The following is an 18,117-nucleotide window of genomic DNA, read 5'->3' on the forward strand; positions in this document are numbered from 1 at the left end:
CCGGAGAGGGCTCACTGCGGTGCGGGATCGACGGCGGGTTCCGGTTCCGGCCGGGACCTGGCCGCGTCCCGCCGCGTGATCCACCGATGGATGCACGACAGCAGTTCGTCCGCGTCCACGGGCTTGGTGACGTAGTCCGAAGCCCCGGAGGCCAACGACTTCTCCCGGTCACCCTCCATGGCCTTGGCGGTCACCGCGATGATCGGCAAGTCGGCATGTCGCGGCATGTGCCGGATCGCCGTCGTCGTCGCGTAGCCGTCCATCTCCGGCATCATCACGTCCATCAGGACGACGTCGACGTCGTCGTTGGCCAGCAGCTGCTCGATGCCTCGACGGCCGTTGGCGGCATGCACCACCGTCATGCCGTAGAACTCGAGCATGCCCGCGATGGCCAGCACGTTGCGGAAGTCGTCGTCGACCAGCAGGATCTTGCGACCCTGCAGCACGCCGTAGTCGAGTGAGTCGTCGGGCCGTTCGTCCTTACCGTCCGCCTCGTCGCCGGCCTTCTGCTGGGTCAGCAGCATCGGCAGCAGGTCGCCGGGGTCGCCCGCGGAGAAGTACAGCAGCATCCGGTTGCGCAGTTCCTCGTACGACGACAGCAGCTCCATCGGCTGGATGCGGGCGTAGCTGCGCAGCATGCGGTCCTGCGCCGCGGTGAGTTTGCCGGTGACCACCGCCAAAATCGGCAGCGAGCGCAGCGTCGGGTTCTCCGTCAGCGCCTTGACCACGTCGAGGGTCCGCTTGTTCGGCGCGATCTCCAGCACCGCGCAGCGATGGCGCCGTGCGGTCAGCGCGGTGATCGCCGCCCCCGCGTCGGCCACCGTGGTCAACCCGATGTCCCCTTGGCCCGCGGCCAGCTCGTTGGCCACCCCACGAGCCAGCGACAGCAACGGGCCCGGCTGCTCGTCCGACTGTTCGACCACCAGCACGCGACGGTGGTCGGGCTCGGCCGTCTCCGTGCCACGGCCGGTGTGCAGCTCCTCGCCCGTCGGCGAACCGCCGTCCGCCGGGGCGGTCGCGGCGACGGGCAGCAGCAACGTGAACGTCGAGCCCCGGCCCAGCCTGCTCTTCGCGCGGATCTCCCCACCGAGCAGATAGGCGACCTCGCGGCTGATGGACAGCCCCAGTCCGGTGCCGCCGTACCGCCTGCTGGTGGTGCCGTCGGCCTGCTGGAACGCCCCGAAGATCGCCTCCAGGTTGGCTTCCGCGATGCCGATGCCGGTGTCCGACACCGAGAACGCGATCACCGGGCGGGGGGTCTCGGCCAGCGAGTCCGGATCGGCCATGCTGATCCGCAGGCTCACCATGCCCCGCTCGGTGAACTTCACCGCGTTGGACAGCAGGTTGCGCAACACCTGACGCAGCCGCTGCTCGTCGGTCACCAGCTGGTCCGGCACGTCGTCGTCCGCCACGACCTCGAAATCCAGCCCCTTCTCCGCGGTGAGCGGGGCGAAGGTGGTGCGGACGTAGCTGAGCAGCTGCTCGAGCGGGAACGGCTCCGGGTGGATGTACATCTTGCCCGCTTCGACCTTGGACAGGTCCAGGATGTCGTTGATCAGCTGCAGCAGATCGCTGCCCGCGGAGTGGATGACGTTGGCGAACTCCACCTGCTTGGCGGTGAGGTTCTTGGTCGGGTTCTTGGCCAGCACGCCGGCCAGGATGAGCAGCGACGTCAACGGGGTGCGCAGCTCGTGCGACATGTTGGCGAGGAATTCCGACTTGTACTTCGAGGCCAGCGCGAGCTGGCGGGCCCGCTCCTCCAGCTCCTGCCTGGCCTGCTCGATCTCGAAATTCTTCATCTCGATGTCGCGGTTCTGCCTGGCCAGCAGGGCGGCCTTCTCCTCCAGCTCGGCGTTGGAGCGGCGTAGCTCGGCCTGCTGTTCCTGCAGTTCCTCGGAGCGGACGCGCAACTCGGCGGCCAGCCGCTGGGATTCCTCCAGCAGCGCGTCGGTACGGGCGTTGGCGATGATCGTGTTGACGATGACGCCGATCGACTCGCTCAGCTGCCGCAGGAACTCGACGTGCACGTCGGTGAAGCGGTTGAACGACGCCAGCTCCAGCACCCCGATGAGCTGGTCCTCGAACGTGATCGGCAGCACCACGACGTTGACCGGAGCGGCCTCGCCGAGGCTGGAGGAGATGGTCAGGAAGTCCTGCGGCGTCTGGTCGATGACCACGAGCCGGTTGCTCTGCGCGACCTGGCCGATCAGGGTCTGCCCGAGCTCGATCTGCCGGGGGCTGAGGTCGTCGTAGTACCGGCCGTAGCTGGCGATCAGCCGCAGCCGCCTGCCGTGGTCGGTGGTCTCGGCGAGGAAGAACGTGCCGTGCTGGGCGCCGACCAGCGGGGCCAGCTCGTCCATGATCAGCTCGCCGACGCTGCGCAGGTCGCGGTGGCCTTGCATGAGCCGGGAGATGCGGGCCAGGTTGGTGTTCAGCCACGCCTGCTCTTCGTTCGCCCTGGTGGTCTCGCGCAGCGACCGCACCATGGCGTTGATGTAGTTCTTCAGGTCGGCGACCTCGCCCTGCGCCTCGACGTCGATGGAGCGGGTCAGGTCGCCACGGGCGACCGCGCTGGCCACTTCGGCGATGGCCCGCACCTGCCTGGTGAGGTTGCCCGCCAGCTCGTTGACGTTCTCGGTGAGCCGCTTCCAGGTGCCCGCCAGGCCTTCGACCTGCGCCTGACCGCCCAGCATGCCCTCGGTGCCGACGTCGCGGGCGACGCGGGTGACTTCGTCGGCGAACGCCGACAGCTGGTCGACCATCGTGTTGATGGTTTCCTTCAGCTCCAGGATTTCGCCGCGCGCGTCGACCCGGATCTTCTGGGGCAGGTCGCCCTTGGCCACCGCGGTGGTCACCTCGGCGATGGACCGCACCTGGTCGGTCAGGTTGGCCGCCATGACGTTCACCGACTCGGTGAGGTCCTTCCAGGTACCGGAGACGCCTTTGACGTCGGCCTGCCCGCCGAGCCGGCCCTCGGTGCCGACTTCGCGGGCGACGCGGGTGACTTCGTCGGCGAACGCCGACAGCTGGTCGACCATCGTGTTGATGGTTTCCTTCAGCTCGAGGATCTCGCCGCGGGCGTCGACGGTGATCTTCTGGGTCAGGTCGCCCTTGGCCACCGCCGTCGCCACCTCGGCGATCGACCGCACCTGGTTGGTCAGGTTGCCCGCCATGAAGTTGACCGAGGTGGTCAGGTCGCGCCAGGTGCCCGCCACACCGGGGACTTGCGCCTGCCCGCCGAGGATGCCTTCGGTGCCGACTTCGCGGGCGACGCGGGTGACTTCGTCGGCGAACGACGACAGCTGGTCGACCATCGTGTTGATGGTGTTCTTCAGCTCGAGGATCTCGCCGCGGGCGTCGACGGTGATCTTCTGGGTCAGGTCGCCCTTGGCCACCGCCGTGGTGACCTGGGCGATGTTGCGCACCTGGTCGGTGAGGTTGCCCGCCATGAAGTTGACCGAGGTGGTCAGGTCGCGCCAGGTGCCCGCCACACCGGGCACGGTCGCCAGGCCGCCCAGCCTGCCCTCGATGCCCACTTCCCGCGCCACCCTGGTGACCTCGACACCGAACGAGGAGAGCTGGTCGACCATCGTGTTGACGGTGTCCTTCAGCTCGAGCACTTCGCCCTTGACGTCCACGGTGATCTTCTGTGTCAGGTCGCCGTTGGCCACCGCGGTGGCCACCCGGGCGATGTCGCGCACCTGGTCGGTGAGGTTGCCCGCCATGGCGTTGACCGAGTCGGTGAGGTCCTTCCAGGTGCCGGAGACGCCGGGCACCTCGGCCTGGCCGCCGAGTTTGCCCTCGGTGCCCACCTCCCTGGCCACCCTGGTCACCTCGGAGGTGAAGCGGGTCAGCTGGTCCACCATGCCGTTGAACACGGTGCCCATCTCGTCCATCAGCGGGTCGTCCACGCGCGGCAGCCGGGTGGAGAAGTCGCCGTCGCGGACCGCGCGCAGCCCGTGCAGCAGTTGGTGCAAGCCCTCTTCGCGGGCTGTCGCCTCCGGGCAGAAGTCGTCGGTCATGCCGTCGTCGCCGGTGGCCTTGCCGGTGGTGCCGGTTACCGGCGCAGGTGGGCGTTGAGCAGGGGATCTGCGCGCCATCGGCCAAGCTCCTCGTGTCCTACCGCGTACGCCGACTCGCGCGACGGCGTCCGATGGCTGAAGCTACGGCGTAAGGTGTGCGTCCGAATAGGGCACAAGGACACCTTTTGCCGCCGTAGGTCGATGCAGGATTCCCGCTTGGCGGATCGGTTACGCTGAGTCCGGATTCATACAGACGTCTAAGGAGCTCGCCGATGACCGACACCAGGGTGCACGCGTTCGCCGACGATGCTCTTGGCGAGCACGACGCGGTGGCGCTGGCCGAGCTGATCCGCCGCCGGGAACTGAGCCCGGTCGAGGTCGCCGAGGCGGCCGTCGCGCGGGTGGAGAAGGTGAATCCGGCGCTCAACGCGGTGGAGTTCGCCGCGTTCGAGCAGGCCGTCGAGGCCGCGGCGAACCCCGCGCCCGGGCTGTTGTCCGGCGTGCCGTTCTTCGTCAAGGACAACACCGACGTGGCGGGCATGCCCACCGGAAACGGCACCGACGCGTACCGGCCGCGGCCGGCTGCGCGGCACGGGCGGGTTGCCAAGCAGCTGCTCAGCGCGGGGTTCACCGTACTCGGCAAGAGCACCCTGCCGGAGTTCGGGCTCAACGCCAGCACCGAGTACGCCCGCCGCGAGCCCACCCGCAACCCGTGGAACACCGAGTTCTCGGTGGGTGCGTCGTCCGGCGGCGCCGCGGCGCTGGTCGCCTCCGGGGCGGTGCCGATCGCCCACGCCAACGACGGCGGCGGGTCCATCCGGATTCCCGCCGCGGTCAACGGCCTTGTCGGGCTCAAGCCCACCCGCGGCAGGCACGTCGACGGCGAGCAGGCCAGGACGATGCCGCTGAACCTGGTGTCCGAAGGCGTGCTGACCAGGACCGTGCGGGACACCGCGGCGTTCTGGGCGGCCGCCGAGCAGTACTGGCGCAACCCGCGCTACCCGGCGCTGGGCATGGTCAGCGGGCCGGCGCAGCGGCGACTGCACATCGGGCTGGTCACCCGCTCGATCACCGACGCCGAGGTCGACGCGCCCACCGCCGACGCGCTGCAGGACACCGTCGTGCTGCTGGAAAAGCTCGGCCACACCGTCGAGCCGGTCGAGCTGCCGCTGAGCACGCAGTTCGTCGAGGACTTCATCGTCTACTGGGGCTTCCTCGCGTTCACCATCAGCGCGTTCGGCCGCGTGATGGACCGGACCTTCGACAGCAAGAAGCTGGACGGCTTCACCAAGGGACTGCGGCGCCGCTACCAGCGATCGTTGCACCGCTTCCCGCAGGCGTTGTACCGGCTGAACCAGATCAAGCACGAGTACGCGCGCATGTTCGAGCGCTATCACGTGATCATCTCGCCGGTGCTCGCGCACAGCACGCCCAAGCTGGGGTATCTCAGCCCGACCGTCCCGTTCGACGACCTGCTCGACCGGCTGACGAAATACGTGGCGTTCACGCCGCTGAACAACGTGGCAGGCGGTCCGGCCATGTCGCTGCCGCTCGGACAGACACCCGACGGGATGCCGGTTGGCGTGCACTTCGCCGCGACCCACGGGGACGAGCGGACGCTGCTGGAGCTGGCCTACGAGCTGGAGGCGGAGCGGCCGTTCCGGCGCATCCAGGACGCGGGCTGAGCGCACCGGCAGCGCGGTCGGTGCTGCCGCCCGCGTGCCGGGCTGGGCCGGAACGGGCAAACCTCACGAATCGACGACCGTGCGGGGACGGCTCGGCCGACCGGTCCTCAGCTGGTCTTGGCGGCTTCCGGCTCGCGCTCGTCCGCTGTGTCGTCCTTGGCGTCGACGGTGGTCTCGGCGGCCTTGTCGTCGGGCGCCTTGCCGTTGGCCGCCTTCCCGCCTGCCGTCTGCCGGCCGTCGGGCTCGGCCTCCGGGGCCTTCTCGGCCGAGTCCTTCTCGGCGACGGTCTTCCCGTCGGCGGCCTGCTCGCCGCCCGCCTTGCCGTCCGCGTCCTTCTCCTGGGCCAGCGCCGGCTTGGCCCCGTTCGCCTGCGGTTCCGGGACAGTCGGCACGGCATCCTCGGCCCGCGGCACCGGCTGCAGTTCCTCGGCGGTCGGCTTCAGCGTCTCCTCCGCCGACGCCAGGTACTGGTTCGCGGCCGCCATCCGGCTGTGCGCGGCCTTGCTGATCGCCAGCAGCCGGTCGACCACCCGGCTGGCCTCGTCGGTGCGGCGCTGCGCCTCCGCATTGGCTTCCGCGACGATGCGCCGCGCCTCCGCCTGCGCCTCCGCCATCCGACGCTCGGCCTGCTGCTTGGCGGCCGTGCGCTGATCGGCCAGGTGCTTCTCCAGCTCCTTGCGCTTGGCCGCCATCGTCGCGTCGAACTCCTGCTCGATGGCCCTGCGCTTGCGCTCCGCCTCCGCGTCCAGCGCCTCCCGGCGGCGGACCGAATCCACCACCAGCTCCTGCACCTCCGCCCTGGTCTCCTCCAGCGCCGCCCGGTGCTCGGCGTGCAGCTGCTCGGCGTACTCGTCCAGCTCCTTGAGCAGCTTGCGGTACCGCTCCCGCAGCGCGATCGACGCCTGGGCGGTGGCCTTCCAGTTCTCCTCCGCGGCGGTCTGCGCCCTGGTGGTGATCTCCTCCGCCCGCAGGTGCGCCAGCTTGCCCACCCGCTGCATCCGCTCGTCCAGGTCCGCCAGGTTCTTCGGCGGCTGTTTCAGCTCCTCGACCCGCTCCTTCAGCTTCGCGTTCTCCTTGCGCAGCACCTCCAGCTGCTTGGCCATGGAGCCCAGCTGCGCGGTCAGCTTGTCCCGCTCCGCCATCAGCTGGCGCATGTCTTCCTCGACACGGGCCAGGTGCGTGCGCACCTCGGTGCGGTCGTAGCCGTTCCAGTGCGTGGAGAACTCCCGCTGGACGGGCACGGGGACGTGGTGGACAGGCGGTGGCGGAGTCGGTGAAGTCAAGGATCCTCCTTCATCGGCCACGGCTCGCGGGGAACGCCGCTGACCACTCCGAAGGTACTCTCGCACGGCCCGATGTCACCGGTGGAGCGGGCATCGGCCTGTCGGGCTGCCCGAACGGGTGACGCGGTTACCCACAGTGACGATCATGGTCACCAGTGGAAGCCCCTGGTGAGCCGCACCAGCGCGCTGGCCGCCCTGCCGAGGTGCCGCTCGCCCTTGCCGATCTTCAGCTTGCCGTCGCCGCCGGCCGCCGCGGAGTCCGGGAAGACGCGGAAGGCCTGGTAGGCGACCGCGTCGGTGAGCCCCGGCGTGACGTTGTACGCGGCGTTGATCAGCTGTCCGGTCGGCGTGCCGATGTGCTTGGGCCGGTTGATCAACGCGTCCATGACCATGTCCGCCGCCTCGTCCGGCGACTTGGTGGGGAACGCGTCGTAGATCTTGGTCGGCCGGATCATCGGCGTGCGCACCAGCGGCATGTGGATCGTGGTGAACGTGATGCCGTCGCCGTGCATCTCCACCGCGGCGATCTTGGAGAAGTAGTCCAGTGCCGCCTTGGACGCCACGTAGGCGGAGAACCGGGGCGCGATGCCCTGCACGCCGATGGACGAGATGTTGACGATGTGCCCGAACTTGCGCTGCGTCATGTGCGGCAGCACGGCGAGGATCAGCCGCACGGCGGCGAAGTAGTTGATCGCCATCGCCCGCTCGTAGTCGTGCATCCGGTCGTACGACAGCCGGATCGACCGGCGGATGGAGCGGCCGGCGTTGTTGACCAGCATGTCGATGTGGCCGTGCTCGTCGAGCATCTGCTCGACCATCTTGTGCACCGCCTCGTGGTCGGTCAGGTCGCACGGGTAGATCGCCGCTTTGCCGCCCGCGTCCAGGATCTCCTTGCGCACCTGCTCCAGCTCCGCCTGGCGGCGCGCCACAAGCAGTGGAACCCCGCCGGCCGCGGCGACCTTCAACGCGGTGGCGCGGCCGATGCCGGACGACGCACCGGTGATGATCACGTGCCTGCCGTCCAGCTTGCCGCGCGGCCCACGGTGCCTGCGCGCCCGGAACGGGTCGAGGTGCTCGGTCCAGTAGGCCCACAGCGTGGCCGCGTAGTCCTCCAGCCGGGGCAGATCGATCCCGGTGCCTGCCAGCTCCTTGCGGGTGGCGGCGGAGGAGAACACCGACGGGAAGTTCATGTTGTCCAGCAGCACCGCCGGGATGCCCAGGCGCTCCAGCAGCGCGTCCCTGGCGATGGTCACCCCGGGCAGGTGCTCGGTGAACTTCACCACGTCGACCAGGGTGCGGCCGAACTTGCCGCCGATGGTGGTCGCCACGGTCGGGGCGCCCGCCGCCCTGGCGAACGCGTTGAACACCGCCAGCACCGGCTGCGGTTCCGGGTTGACCAGGTGGAACGTGCGGTAGTCCAGGCCGGGACGCTTCACCAGCTCGTGCAGCGCCTGGGCCACGTAGTCCACCGGGACGATGTTGGTGTCCCCCAGATCCGGGGCGACGAACGGCACGGCGGGCAGCGTCGCCAGCTTCTGGATGGCCGGGAACAGGTAGTACGGCCCGTCGATCTTGTCCATCTCGCCGGTGCGCGAGTTGCCCACCACGATCGACGGCCGGTACACCCGCCACGGCACGTCGTGCTGGTCCCGCACCAGCTTCTCGGACTCGAACTTGGTGCGGTGGTACGGCGTCGGGAACCGCTGCCCCTGGTCGAACATGTCCTCGGTGAAGGTGCCTGCGAAGTCACCCGCCACCGCCACCGACGACACCTGGTGCAGGCAGCCTGCCCGGATCTCGGCGGCCAGGGCGATGGTGTTGGCGGTTCCGGCGATGTTGATCCGCTCGTTGGCCTCGTCGTCCGCTTCGATGTCGTACAGCGCGGCCAGGTGAACCAGATGGTCGACGCGGCCGCGCAACTGCTGCACCACGTCCTCGGACAGCCCCAGGCGTTCCTCGCTGACGTCGCCGATCACCGGCGTGAGCTTGTCGCGATTCGGCCAGTCGCGGGCCATTCTGTCCAGTTTGTCCCGTGAGCCGGGCCGCACGGTGACCCACACCCGTTCGGTCTCCGGGTCGGCCAGGACTTCCCTCATGAAATGGCGCCCGATCAGCCCGGTCGCCCCGGTCACCAGGTAGTTGGTCATGACGTGCATTCTCGTGCCGTCGTTGCCGATTGTCGACTCACGGTCACGGTCCGGTCGCGGATCTCGCTGTCGTGCGCGCAGCACAAGTAGGGTGAAGATCGTCGAGTGTCCGTGGAACTGGTGCGCCACACCGGACGTTGACCAGGTGCAGGCGCCGGGAAAGACCTTCCAGTGACCTCCCGAGGAGGACGTAGTGCATCAAAGTGGCAACCCCGCATTCCGCAGGCTGCCGAGCGGTGTGATCGACGGCGGGCCTTATGCGGGTTTCGGTGGCACGCAGACCGGGGTGCCGCACTACCCCGGAGCGACGGAGGCCATCGAGCGGCCTATGACCGTCGACGACGTGGTGACGAAGACGGCTGCGAGCGTCGGCGTGGCCATCCTCACCGGTATCTTCGCCGCGGTGTGGGCGCACGGTCAGCTGGCCGCCGGTGCCCAGCTGTCGGTGTTCATCGTGACCGCCCTGGCCGCGGTGGCCGGGTTCGTGCTGGCGATCGCGATTTCGTTCACGGTGAAGGCCAGCGCGGGGCTGACCCTGGGCTACTCGGCCGTCGAGGGCGTGTTCCTGGGTGCGATGACCGGCACGCTCGAGGCGCTCCTGCCGCCGGCCGCCAGCGGGGTCGGGCTGCAGGCGGTCATGGGCACCGCGGTGGTGTTCGTCGTGATGCTGTTCGTCTATCGCAGCGGCGCGGTCAAGGTCACGCCGCGGATGCGCAAGTGGGTCACCGGTGCGCTGCTCGGGGCCATGGGCCTGGTTCTCGTCGACTTGCTGCTCGGCCTGTTCGACGCCGAGCTGGGCGTGCGCGGGACCGGCACCCTCGGCGTGCTGGTCGGCCTGGCCTTCGTCGCGCTCGGCGCGTTCCTGTTGCTGCTGGACTTCGACATGGCCGACAACATGATCCGCGCGGGCATGCCGGCCAAGTACGCCTGGTACGCCGCGTTCGGCCTGATGACCGCGCTGGTCTGGCTGTACTTCGAGATCGTGCGGCTGCTGGCCATCTTCAACTCCGAGTGACCGGCTGCCGGTGAGCGAGCTGCCGAAGCGGGGCGTCTGGTGTCAGGCGCCCCGCTTTCGTGTGCCGGGACCTACGACAGTCGTTCGATGATCATGGCCATGCCCTGGCCGCCGCCGACGCACATGGTCTCCAGGCCGACCTGCTTGTCGTGGTGCTGCAGCGAGCTGATCAGCGTCGAGGTGATCCGGGCGCCGGTCATGCCGAACGGGTGGCCGACCGCGATCGCACCACCGTTGACGTTGAGCTTGTCGATGTCGATGCCCAGCTCCCGGTAGCAGGGGATGACCTGGGCGGCGAACGCCTCGTTGATCTCCACCAGGTCGACGTCGTCGATGGTCATGCCCGCCCGGTCGAGCGCCTGCCGGGTCGCCTCCACCGGGCCGAGCCCCATGATCTCCGGCGACAGCGCGCTGACGCCGGTGGAGACGATCCGGGCCAGCGGGGTGATGCCGAGGTCGCGGGCCTTGGTGTCGGACATGACGATCACCGCCGCGGCGCCGTCGTTGAGCGGGCAGCAGTTGCCCGCGGTCACCCGGCCGTCCGGCCGGAACACCGGCTTCAGCGCGGCGACGCCCTCCATCGTCACGCCGGGGCGGGGGCTGTCGTCCTTGGTCACCTGGGTGCCGTCCGGCAGCGTCACCGGCGTGATGTCCTTGGCCCAGAAGCCGTCGGCGATCGCCTTCTCCGCCAGGTTCTGCGAGCGGACTCCGAACTCGTCCATCTCCTCCCGGCTGATGCCCTTGAGCAGGGCGACGTTCTCCGCCGTCTGCCCCATCGGGATGTAGATGTCCGGGACCTGGTCGAACTCGCGCGGATCGGTCCAGCCGTCGGCTCCTTCGGCGGCCGCCTTGGCGGTACGCGCTTCCGCCTCGGCGAACAACGGGTTGTGGGTGCCGGGCAGCGAGTCGGAGTTGCCCTTGGCGTAGCGGGACACCGTCTCCACACCCGCGGAGATGAACACGTCGCCCTCGCCGGCCCGGATGGCGTGCATGGCCATGCGCGTGGTCTGCAGGGACGACGCGCAGTAGCGGGTGACCGTGGTGCCGGGCAAGTGGTCGTAGCCCAACGCGACGGCCACCACCCTGGCCATGTTGAATCCCTGCTCACCGCCCGGCAGGCCGCAGCCGAGCATCAGGTCGTCGATGTCGGCCGGGTCGAGCTGCGGCACCTTGGCCAGCGCGGCCCGCACCATCTGCACGGTGAGATCGTCGGGGCGCATGTCCACCAACGATCCTTTGCTCGCGCGCCCGATCGGCGAGCGGGCGGTGGCGACGATGACGGCTTCGGGCATGGCGGGCTCCTCGGACCGGTGAGACGGCTGTGGCTCGTGCCCGGTTCGTGCCGTGGCCCGGTGCCCTCGGCACACGGCCTTGGCCGGCCACGGCACGAACCAGTCCCCTTATCGTGCCCGCCTGCCCGCAGCAGGGCCAGGCCGATCGATCAGTTGATCGGTGTGATGCGGCCCTCACCGCCCTCGGGGTAGTCCTCGGCGGTCACCTTCCCGGACAGGCCGTCGGTCAGGTACTGCTCGAGCGCGCCCTGGTAGGTGATGCCGACCGGGGTGAACGGCAGGCCGCCGAACGGGTAGTCGTCGCCACCGCGGGCGGAGAAGTCGTTGGTCGCGATGGTGACCGGCGGACCGTCCACCACCTGGCCGTTCTCGACGATCACCGTGCCGTCGTCCAGCACGACCTCCTGCACCCGCTCGCCGGGTGTCACGATGGTTCCGCCGCTGCCCGGCTCCACTACCTGCGCCTGCTTCGAGGTGTCGTAGGTGAACCGCAGGCCGCCGACCTGCATGAACGCGCCGGATGCGTCGGGCGCGGCGGCGACTCCGCGCTCCAGCAGCTGCTTCAGCGTTTCCCGCGGCACGTCGGGCACCACGGCCACGAAGTTGGCGAACGGCGCGATCTCGTAGGTGTTCAGAGCGGTCACCGGGCCGGTCGGGATGACCGAGTCGTTGCGGATGCCGCCGCCGTTCTGGATCGACACCTGCGGCTCGGGAACCCCGTACTCGGCCGCCTGCTGCTTGCCCGCCCACAGCAGGGCGTCGGCCATCAGGTTGCCCAAGTTGGTCTCCTTGGACCGGACGTTGTTGCGCACGCCGTCCAGCGCCACCGCGCTGTCCGCGACGACCTTGTCCGCCAGGCCCTCGATGTAGTCGGCGACGGGCTTCTCCACCTGCTCGCGCACCTTGCGGTCACCCTTGATGGCGTCCGGTCCGACACCGGACACCCGCACCGGCTGGGTCTGCTCCTCGTCGATGCCGATCACAGTGCCGTTGCGGTCGAAGTTCAGCACCAGGCGGCCCAGGTACTTGTAGTCGCCGGTGGTGGTGACCACCGGGACCTTCTTGCCCTGGGCGTCGGTCGCCCACAGCGGGAAGCCGCGCTCGGCCTGGTCGCCGGGGATCAGCCGGTCGCCTTCGTCGGCGAGGATCTCACCCCCGCCCGCGCCGATCACCGCGTCCACGCCGCGCAGCTTCGGCACCAGGGCCAGCTCGTTGTCGATGTCCTGCAGGTGGCTGACCAGCAGGATCTTGTTCACGCCCTTGGCCTCGAGGTAGCCGGCGTGCCAGTTGGCGATCCCGGCGAGGTCCGGGTCGACCTTGACGTTGCGCGGGCTGGACACCGACGGCAGTTCCGGCGTGGTCAGGCCGATCACGCCGACCCGCTCGCCGCGGATCTTCACCACGTGGGTGGCCACGATCGTGCCGCGGTCGGCGTGCGACTGCAGCGCCGGCTCCCCGCTGACGTCGAGGTTCGCGCTCACGAACGGCACGGTTCCGCGGAAGCCGTCGATGAACTGCGCGGTCACCTCGGGGCCGAAGTCGAACTCGTGGTTACCGATGATCGACAGGTCGTAGCCCATCGCCTTGTGCGCCAGCGAGTCGTAGAACGGCACGCCCTTGTCCAGGCTGGCGGCGAACTCCGGCCCGGCAAGGAAGTTGTCCCCGCCGGACAGGGTGAGCACGCCGCGCTTGGCCGCCTGGCCCGCGGGCGGCTTGCCCCGGGTGGCTTCCGCGCGCAGCTTCTTCGCCAACGCCACCATGCGGGAGGCGCTGCCGTAGGGCCTCGGCCCGTCGTCGACGATCGGCCCTTCGTCCGTGCTGCCGTCCCCGTCCACGCCGAGCAACGCCGACTCGGCGTCGTTGGTGAACAGCACGTGCAGGGTGAACGCGGGTTTCTGCGGTGCGGCGACGGCGCTCGCGCTGCCGGTCACGCCTGCGCTGACAACGAGGGCCGCGGCCGCCGCAGCGGCGGTCAGCCTGCTCCGGCGAGAAGATCGTGCGGACATGATCACCCCTTGGTCGTCCGGTGGAACGACGGGAAGCTAAGCACTTTCGGGCGATACGGACAACGGTTGCCAGCCGGATGGCCGGACGTGTCGCCGGTCACGTCGTTCGTCGTGGCCTGATCGACGCACCGGTACCGGTGGCAAGCTGCCCGGTCACCGCGGTCGGCATAGGCTTAGGTGCCGTCCGGGCCGTCGGCAGTGGCAGATTCGCGTCGGCATTCACGTCAGGAAGAGGACCCGTGGACTACGTCGAGCACGTCATCGACCTCGTCGGCAACACGCCGCTGGTCAAACTCAACGCCGTCACCGCGCACATCGACAACGGGCCGCTGGTGCTGGCCAAGGTCGAGTACTTCAACCCGGGCGGCAGCGTGAAGGACCGCATCGCGCTGCGCATGGTCGAGGCCGCCGAGGAATCCGGCGAGCTGCGGCCGGGCGGCACCATCGTGGAGCCGACGTCCGGCAACACCGGCGTCGGGCTGGCCCTCGTCGCCCAGCGCAAGGGCTACAGCTGTGTGTTCGTCTGCCCGGACAAGGTGTCCGAGGACAAGCGGAACGTCCTCAAGGCGTACGGCGCCAAGGTGGTCGTGTGCCCGACGGCGGTGCCGCCGGAGCACCCGGACTCGTACTACAGCGTCTCCGACCGCCTGGTGCGGGAGATCGAGGGGGCGTGGAAACCCGACCAGTACTCCAACCCGAACAACCCGCGCAGCCACTACGAGACCACCGGCCCGGAACTGTGGCGGCAGACCGAAGGCAAGATCACGCACTTCGTGGCGGGCGTGGGCACCGGCGGGACCATCTCCGGGACCGGCAAGTACCTCAAGGAGGTCTCCGACGGCGCAGTGCGGGTCGTCGGCGCCGATCCGGAGGGCTCGGTGTACTCCGGTGGCACCGGCCGCCCGTACCTGGTGGAAGGGGTCGGCGAGGACTTCTGGCCGGACGCCTACGACCGGACCGTTCCGGACGAGATCATCGCGGTCTCCGATGCGGAGTCGTTCGCCATGACGCGCCGGCTGGCGCGGGAAGAGGGGCTGCTGGTCGGCGGCTCGTGCGGCATGGCGACGGCCGCAGCGGTGCGGTTGGCGGAACGGCTGGCCGCCGAGGGCCGCAACGACGCGGTGATCGTGGTGCTGCTGCCGGACGGCGGCCGCGGCTACCTGACCAAGGTGTTCTCCGACTCCTGGATGGCCAGGCACGGGTTCCTGCCGCCGGAGTCCAGCCATGCCACGGTCGGTGACGTGCTGCGCCGCAAGGACGGGTCGCTGCCCGACCTGGTGCACACCCATCCGAACGAGACGGTGGCCGAGGCAGTGCAGATCATGCGCGAGTACGGCGTCAGCCAGATGCCGGTGGTCTCGGCCGAACCCCCGGTGATGGCCGCCGAGGTGGTCGGTGCGGTCAACGAGCGGGAGCTGCTGCAGGCGCTGTTCGCCGGCAAGGCGGAGCTGTCCGACCGGCTGGACCGGCACATGTCGGCTCCGCTGCCGACGATCGGCGCAGGCGAGCCGGTCCAGGCGGCGATGACCGCGCTGGCGGACGCCGACGGGGCACTCGTGCTGGAGGACGGTCGCCCGGTCGGGGTCATCACGCGGCACGACATGCTCGCGTTCTTCGCTTCCGAGCAGCGCTGAGGGCCGGCACCCCGGGGGGGCCTTTCCAGCGGACGGCACGATGATCCGATAGCGTGTGGCGCAGCGAAGGACGACAACTGACTGACCAACGACGTTGGTGCTTTTCACCCGTCGTTTCTCATAAGGGGATTGAGCCCACATGAGTGCTCCCGAGCCACCGAATCCGCAACAGGAGAACCAGGGGGGTCCGCCGAGCGGCCCTGAGCCGCAGGCGGAGCAGCAGAACGCGCCGTTCGGTGACGCGCCAGAGCCCACCGAGGTGGTGCAGCCCGGTCAGACGCCGGACGAGCCGGCAGGCGCGGGCGACGCCACGCAGATGGTGAAGCCGCCGTCGCCACCGGGCGGGCAGGACCAGAGCAGCGAGGCCACGCAGATGGTCTCGCCCGGCACGCAGCCCCCGTCGATCCCGTACACCCCGCCGCCGAGCGCGCAGGACAACCCGGGCGGGCAGCAGAACCCGCAGCAGGGCCAGCAGGGCGGTTTCAGCCAGCAGCCGCCGCAGCAGGGCGGCTTCGGCCAGCCGCCGCAGCAGGGTGGTTTCGGCCAGCCGCCGCAGGGCTACGGCCAGCCGCCGCAGAGTTTCCCGCAGCAGGGCTACGGCCAGCCGCCGCAGGGTTTCCCGCAGCAGGGCTACGGCCAGCCCATGGGGCAGCCGGGTTACGGCGGTCCGGGCAGGGTTGACCAGAGCAAGATCTTCGCTTGGGTCGGCGGGGGTCTGATCGGCGCGCTCGGCCTGACGGTCTTGATCCTGATGCTCACATTGATCATCGACATCGCCGATGTTCCGTCAGGGGACGACACGACCGAGCCGTGGATCTACACGATCTTGATGACCCTCGGCGCGATCGGTCTCACCGTGGGTGGTGTGCTCGTCGCGTTGCAGAACGCGGCCAAGGCAGGCGTCTTCTCTGCGGTAACCGGCGGAGTGCTTGCTGCTCTCGGCGCCATCCTCTTCATAGCAGCCATCCCATCAGGACTTCCTACGCCTGCGCGTCTCGTCTTGACGCTGGTGTTCGGCCTGGTGGCGGGACTCATCGCTGCGATCGGTCTGATCCCGCCCATCCAGCACCTCCTCGGCCTGCCACGCGTCGGCGGTCCCGGTGGCTTCGGCGGCCCCGGTGGCTTCGGCGGCCCCGGCGGCTACGGTGGCCCGGGCGGCTTCGGCCCGCCGCAGCCGGGTGGCTTCGGCCAGCAGCAGGGGTACGGTCAGCCGGGATTCGGCCAGCAGAACCCGCCGTCCGGCGGATTCCCGCAGCAGCCGTACCAGGGCTGAGCTGACGGCGAGCTGACTCGATCCGATCCCTGCCAACCGACCGGGCGCTCCCCACGGGGAGGCCCGGTCGGTTGGTTTTTCCGGCACGACTGCCTTGGTTGCGCGTGATCGGAAAGGTCGAGCCCTAGTCCGCGCAGCTGCCGGATCCCTTTGCGGGCGACACGTGGCCGAAAGCGGTCGACCGTGCTGCGGCGGACCGGCGCTTCGCTCCGGCCGCGTCGGCATCCGCGCTGTTCGTCGGTGTCCTGCAGGCCGTGCTCAATGCTCCTGCGTTCGGCGCGGCGTTTCGGACCGGTGTCGCCAGCGGCCTGCTGGTGATCGCCGGGTTGGTGGTGGCGTCCGGAACGGCTGTCGGCGGTGTTCTGCTCCAGCTCCGCAATCCGGCCGGCCATACCTGGTGGCGGGGTGTGGGGCGGTGCTGGTTCTTGCCGTGGTGGCCGATGTGGTCATAGCGTTCACCGCCGGGGGCCTGGTGGGTCTTGCCCGGTGGCGATGCCTACGGTGCTGGCGTGCCTGCCACCCACACTCCGGTACGTGCGTGGTGGCGGCACGGCGTGAGAGGCCGGTCGTGGAGCGCAGCGGGTGAGATGGCTCTGCAGACGAAGCGGGAGAGTAGGACACAGTGACTGATCCGCGAGCACGGATGACGCGAGGTGATGCGATGCGCCCACCGATCCAGCCGGAGCCGCCGCGATGCGAGCCGGAACCGGAAGCGGTGAGCGGGTGGAGCGGCATCACCGCCGGTGTGCTGGCCGCCGTGCTCGGCTGCGGCGGGCTGGTGCTGAGCGTGCTCGGCCTGCTGGCGGTGTGGGACGACGCCCAGCTGCACCCTGCTGGGGTGGTCGTCTATCTGATCCTGGTCGGCATCACCGTCGCGCTGCTCAGCGGATCGGTGCTGCTGTTGCGGCGCAGGCAGTCGGGTCAGATCACCGTCGCCGCGGCGACCGCGGCCGCGCTGTCCGGGCTCGGCTACGTCCTCATCGCGGGCACGGATCGCGCTCGGGATTCCGCGTGGAGCTGGCAGGACGATCCGGCCGTGGTGACTCAGCTGCAGTGGCTGGTCGGGGTGTGGCTCGTCGTCGTGGTGGTCACGCTGGTGCTCACCTTGCTGCCGGCCACCGGCCGCTGGTGTTCGCGTGGCGCGTCGCAGGACGAGTGGTGATGCGCTAACGTGCCGGAGACCGGCGACGACGAATCGACGTCGACCCCCGGCGTGAGGAGCCTGCGCATGGATCCGCAGTTCGACGACTACGGCTCGGTACCGGAGTACCACCCGCAGGACCGCCCGCGAACGGGCGCCATCGGGATCGTCGCCGGCCTGGTGGCACTGCTTGCCGCGGGCGCGATGGGCTGGGTCGTCTACGAGTGGTACACCGCGTTCGACGAGTCCGGTACGCCCATGCCGAACCAGCTGTGGGTCGTGGTCGGGGTGCGCGCCGCACTGGTGGTCCTGCTGATCGGGCTCGGGGTGGCGGCGCTGGCCCGCCGGGTAGCCGGTGCGTGGCTGCTGGTCGTGGTCGCGTTGCTGGCCGTCGCGACCTTGGTGCTCGAACCGCTGGTGCTGCGGCTGGACGTCGGTGGCTGGGTCGAGCTCATGGTCGAGCTGCGGGACTCGTTCGCGACGGCCATCGTGCTGGCTTCGGCGCTCGGGCTGCTGACGGCACTGCTGGCGATCGCCGCCGGCTCGACCCGAGCGGACGGCAGGCCCGGATAGCGGGCGGGCCGCCGGTGGCCGGCCGAGGCGGCGGGCATAGGCTGGT

At 69.7% G+C, this 18,117-nt stretch carries 11 protein-coding genes; 6 read left to right on the plus strand and 5 right to left on the minus strand.

All coding sequences use genetic code 11. The features are described from left to right. Positions 1-11 precede the first annotated feature (11 nt). Positions 12-4,100 (minus strand): HAMP domain-containing protein, encoded by a 4,089-nt coding sequence (locus YWY_RS21485; RefSeq protein ID WP_156899201.1) that lies wholly within the window; start codon positions 4,098-4,100, stop codon positions 12-14. Positions 4,101-4,294: 194 nt separating this feature from the next. Between YWY_RS21485 and YWY_RS0110845 the strand changes: the two genes are divergently transcribed. Beyond that, positions 4,295-5,707, plus strand: coding sequence for an amidase (locus YWY_RS0110845; protein WP_028847615.1), 1,413 nt, complete (start codon positions 4,295-4,297; stop codon positions 5,705-5,707). Positions 5,708-5,814: 107 nt separating this feature from the next. On the opposite strand, the gene YWY_RS21490 is transcribed toward YWY_RS0110845, so the two are convergent. Next, entirely contained in the window at positions 5,815-6,990 is a 1,176-nt protein-coding gene (locus YWY_RS21490) for a coiled-coil domain-containing protein (protein WP_245566644.1), read from the minus strand. 149 nt (positions 6,991-7,139) lie between these two features. After that, the gene (locus YWY_RS0110855) at positions 7,140-9,137 is read right to left on the minus strand and encodes an SDR family oxidoreductase (RefSeq protein WP_028847616.1); all 1,998 of its coding nucleotides are present in this window, start codon (positions 9,135-9,137) and stop codon (positions 7,140-7,142) included. A gap of 193 nt (positions 9,138-9,330) precedes the next feature. Between YWY_RS0110855 and YWY_RS0110860 the strand changes: the two genes are divergently transcribed. After that, positions 9,331-10,152: a Bax inhibitor-1/YccA family protein gene (locus YWY_RS0110860; protein WP_028847617.1), complete on the plus strand. Its 822-nt coding sequence runs from the start codon at positions 9,331-9,333 to the stop codon at positions 10,150-10,152. 71 nt (positions 10,153-10,223) lie between these two features. Here YWY_RS0110860 and YWY_RS0110865 read toward each other — a convergent pair whose 3' ends face one another. Together YWY_RS0110865 and YWY_RS0110870 are read right to left on the minus strand one after the other, a co-directional pair. Continuing rightward, complete coding sequence (locus YWY_RS0110865) at positions 10,224-11,444, minus strand: acetyl-CoA C-acetyltransferase (protein ID WP_028847618.1); 1,221 nt, start codon at positions 11,442-11,444, stop codon at positions 10,224-10,226. Positions 11,445-11,593: 149 nt separating this feature from the next. Continuing rightward, the gene (locus YWY_RS0110870) at positions 11,594-13,450 is read right to left on the minus strand and encodes a bifunctional metallophosphatase/5'-nucleotidase (protein ID WP_028847619.1); all 1,857 of its coding nucleotides are present in this window, start codon (positions 13,448-13,450) and stop codon (positions 11,594-11,596) included. Positions 13,451-13,689: 239 nt separating this feature from the next. Here YWY_RS0110870 and YWY_RS0110875 point away from each other — a divergent pair, with 239 nt between their 5' ends. The 4 genes from YWY_RS0110875 to YWY_RS0110895 all read left to right on the plus strand — a co-directional run bounded on the left by YWY_RS0110875 (position 13,690) and on the right by YWY_RS0110895 (position 18,071). After that, positions 13,690-15,084, plus strand: a complete 1,395-nt coding sequence (locus YWY_RS0110875; RefSeq protein WP_028847620.1) for a cystathionine beta-synthase — start codon at positions 13,690-13,692, stop codon at positions 15,082-15,084. A 139-nt stretch (positions 15,085-15,223) separates the two neighbouring features. Next, entirely contained in the window at positions 15,224-16,357 is a 1,134-nt protein-coding gene (locus tag YWY_RS21495) for a hypothetical protein (protein ID WP_051310152.1), read from the plus strand. A gap of 661 nt (positions 16,358-17,018) precedes the next feature. Then, positions 17,019-17,519, plus strand: coding sequence for a hypothetical protein (locus tag YWY_RS0110890; protein WP_028847622.1), 501 nt, complete (start codon positions 17,019-17,021; stop codon positions 17,517-17,519). 66 nt (positions 17,520-17,585) lie between these two features. After that, the gene (locus YWY_RS0110895) at positions 17,586-18,071 is read left to right on the plus strand and encodes a hypothetical protein (RefSeq protein WP_156899202.1); all 486 of its coding nucleotides are present in this window, start codon (positions 17,586-17,588) and stop codon (positions 18,069-18,071) included. Positions 18,072-18,117 lie beyond the last annotated feature (46 nt).

The sequence above is a fragment of the Thermocrispum agreste DSM 44070 genome (assembly GCF_000427905.1).
Lineage (GTDB): Bacteria > Actinomycetota > Actinomycetes > Mycobacteriales > Pseudonocardiaceae > Thermocrispum > Thermocrispum agreste.